This is a genomic window from Methylobacterium sp. WL18 (genome assembly GCF_008040015.1).
GTDB classification, from domain to species: domain Bacteria; phylum Pseudomonadota; class Alphaproteobacteria; order Rhizobiales; family Beijerinckiaceae; genus Methylobacterium; species Methylobacterium mesophilicum.
In genome coordinates this window covers 1-2736 of sequence record NZ_VRVD01000626.1, presented here as the reverse complement: position 1 = coordinate 2736, position 2736 = coordinate 1, and the positions used below count along the sequence as shown (strand labels likewise).

Sequence of the window (2736 nt, the reverse complement as noted above, 5' to 3'; positions counted from 1 at the left end):
GCCCTGCGCCAGCGCGGCCACGGGGCCGCCGAGCAGCGCCAGAACCGAGAGGCCGGTGCCGAGGCGAGCGGGAAGGCGGAAACGGGTCGGGACCATACGCAACACTCCCGACGGCGCCCGGGACGGCGCGGTCGGGCGAGATGATGGGGCGATACGGTTACCAATCTCCTCCGGTGAATCGCCCCCGCGGCGGGGCCCGTTCACCATCCATCGAGGGGGATCGCCTCCGGACCCGGGGGCGGATATCGATTCGCGCGGAAAAGGCGCACCCTGCCGGGCCGTGCCGTGAAGGACGATCAGCCGCCGCCATGCCGGAGTCCGGATCCCAGCGCCCCGGGGAGCGCCTGAGCACGATGCCCTACCTGCCCCAGCTCGACGGGGTGCGCGCGCTCGCGATCCTGATCGTGTTCGCGGCCCATTGCGGCTTCAGCCACGTGGTGCCGGGGGGTTTTGGCGTCACGGTATTCTTCTTCCTCAGCGGCTACCTGATCACGACGCTGCTGCGGATCGAGCGCGGGCGCACCGGCACGGTGTCGCTGTCGGCCTTCTACCTGCGTCGGAGCCTGCGCATCCTGCCGCCGCTCTACCTGACCCTGGCCGCCGCCGGGGCGCTCTACGCGGCGGGACTGCTCGACTGGATGCGGGTCGAGCCGGCGGCCGTGCTCGGCCAGGTGCTGTTCCTGACCAACTATCCCGGCCTGTTCGGCACCGAGGCGGTGCTGCCGGTGCCGCTCTGGAGCCTCGCCATCGAGGAGCATTTTTACCTGGTCTTCCCCTTGGCCTACGCCCTGTGGCTGGGCCGCCTGCGACCGCGCCGGGCGGCGCTGGCCTCCCTGGGGCTCTGCGCGGCGGTGCTGGCGATCCGCTGCGTCAACGTCTGGCGGCTGCCCGATTACAGCCTGAACTATTCCTGGACCCACACCCGCATCGACGCGATCCTGTTCGGCTGCTGCCTCGGCCTGTGGAACAACCCGGTGATCCCGGACGACTGCGCCTGGCGGCCCCGGGCCTGGCACGTCGCCGCGAGCCTCGGGGTGATCCTGCTGACCCTGGCCGTGCGCGATCCCGCCTTCCGCGAGACCCTGCGCTACACACTCCAGAGCGCGGCGCTGTTCGTGCCGTTCGCCTACCTGCTGCACGGCGAGGGCCTGGCGGTGCGGCTGCTCGCGGCCCGGCCGATGCGCCAGCTCGGCCTCTGGTCCTACAGTTTTTATCTCGCCCACATGGCCGTGGTGGCGGCGGTGCTGCACCAGGCGCCCGGCCTGCACGGGCTGACGCTGATGCTGGCGGCCTTCCCGCTGACGCTACTCTGGTGCTGGGGGATGTACGGGCTGGTCGAGCGCCCCTGCGCGCGGCTGCGTCGCCGGCTGCTGGCGGACCGGCCGCCGGAGCCCGTTCTCGGTGTCGCGGGGCGCTCACACGATCCCATACGGAGCGCGACGCAGCCCCCTCTCCCGAGCGGGAGAGGGTTGGGGTGAGGGGACAGGTCTATCCGGAGACGTCGCATCCCTCACCCTGCCCCTCTCCCGCACGGGAGAGGGGACCCGAGCCTCGTCCGGCGCCGCCAGGTAACTCCGCTGGCTCCTGACGACAGACAAGGTCGCACCGGCATCACCCCCGCCTGAGTTTTTCCCGCGCGGCGGCATGGTCCGGGGCGGCCTGGAAGCTGGCCAGCATCGCGTGCCAGAGCGGCTTGCGCCGGAACTGCGCGTCGAGGGGCAGCGCCCGCTGGGGCAGGCCGTCCGGCCGCTTGCGGTTGGGGTGGTCGTTCAGCCACGTGTCGGGGTCGTAGATGTCCCAGGTGAGCACGTCGAGCAGGGCGGGCTCGGCCAGGACCACGTCGAGGTAGCGGCGGGCGAAGTCGGCCACCCTGCGGTCGCGGGTCGCCACGTCGGACGGGAAGGCCCGGTCGTCGATGTCGAGTTCGGTGACCGCGATCCCCAGCCCCATCTGGCCGATCTCGTGCAGGAAGCGGCGCAGCTGGGCCTGGTCGATCGGGACCGTGCTGGTCAGGTGCGATTGCAGGCCGAACCGACGGATCGGCACGCCGCGCGCGCGCATCGCCTCGAGCTGGCGCAGCACCTTGGTGCGCTTGGCCTCCATCCAGGGCGCGCCCTGCTCGACCGCGTCCTCGTTCCAGGTGCCGGCCGCCGCCGGGTCGGTCTCGTGCAGGATCCGGAAGGCGCGGTCGACGTAGCCGGGCCCCATCGCGGCGAGCCAGGGGGACTCGCGCAGGCCCCCGCCCCGGTCGGGGTCGCCCTCGTTGCCCAGGATCTCGTTGACCACGTCCCAGGCGACGATCTGCCCCCGGTAATGGCCGGCCACGGTCTCGATCCAGCGCCGCATGAAGTCCTCGGCCTGGACGGGGCTCGCCCGGCCGAGCAGCGGCGCGACCCACGGGGGCAGGGCCGCGTGCCAGACCAGGGTGTGCCCGCGCATCCGCTGGCCGTTGGCCCGCGCGAAGCGCAGGATCGCGTCGCCGCGGGCGAACTCGGTGCGCCCGGGGGCGGGCAGCACCTCCTCCATCTTCATCTCGGTACCGCAGACCAGGATCCCGCATTCCCGCGCCACCGCCTGCCGGTAGGCTGGGGTCGAGTCGAAGCGGTGGAACGGCACCTCGCAGCCGTAGAGCAGCCCCTTGGCGGCGGCGGCGGCCTGGAGGCTGTCCCCCGACCAGGACGGCTTGCCGAGGGGGCCGAAACCGGACGGCGCGGCCCCCGCCGCCGTGGCGAGGCC

The 2736-nt window shown here is 72.7% G+C and carries 2 protein-coding genes; one reads left to right on the top strand and one right to left on the bottom strand.

Annotated features, from left to right (window positions below; translation table 11 throughout):
* Nucleotides 1-353: 353 nt before the first annotated feature.
* Nucleotides 354-1478: an acyltransferase gene (locus tag FV228_RS26025; protein WP_246694035.1), complete on the top strand. Its 1125-nt coding sequence runs from the start codon at nt 354-356 to the stop codon at nt 1476-1478.
* A 133-nt stretch (nt 1479-1611) separates the two neighbouring features.
* Here FV228_RS26025 and FV228_RS26020 read toward each other — a convergent pair.
* The coding region (locus FV228_RS26020) for an endo-1,4-beta-xylanase (RefSeq protein WP_147857182.1) at nt 1612-2736 on the bottom strand (1125 nt) is incomplete at its 5' end.

Bases quoted from the DNA above. Each gene is read 5' to 3' on its own strand.
- FV228_RS26025 (WP_246694035.1), top strand. From the start codon at position 354: ATGCCCTACCTGCCCCAGCTCGACGGGGTGCGCGCGCTCGCGATCCTG.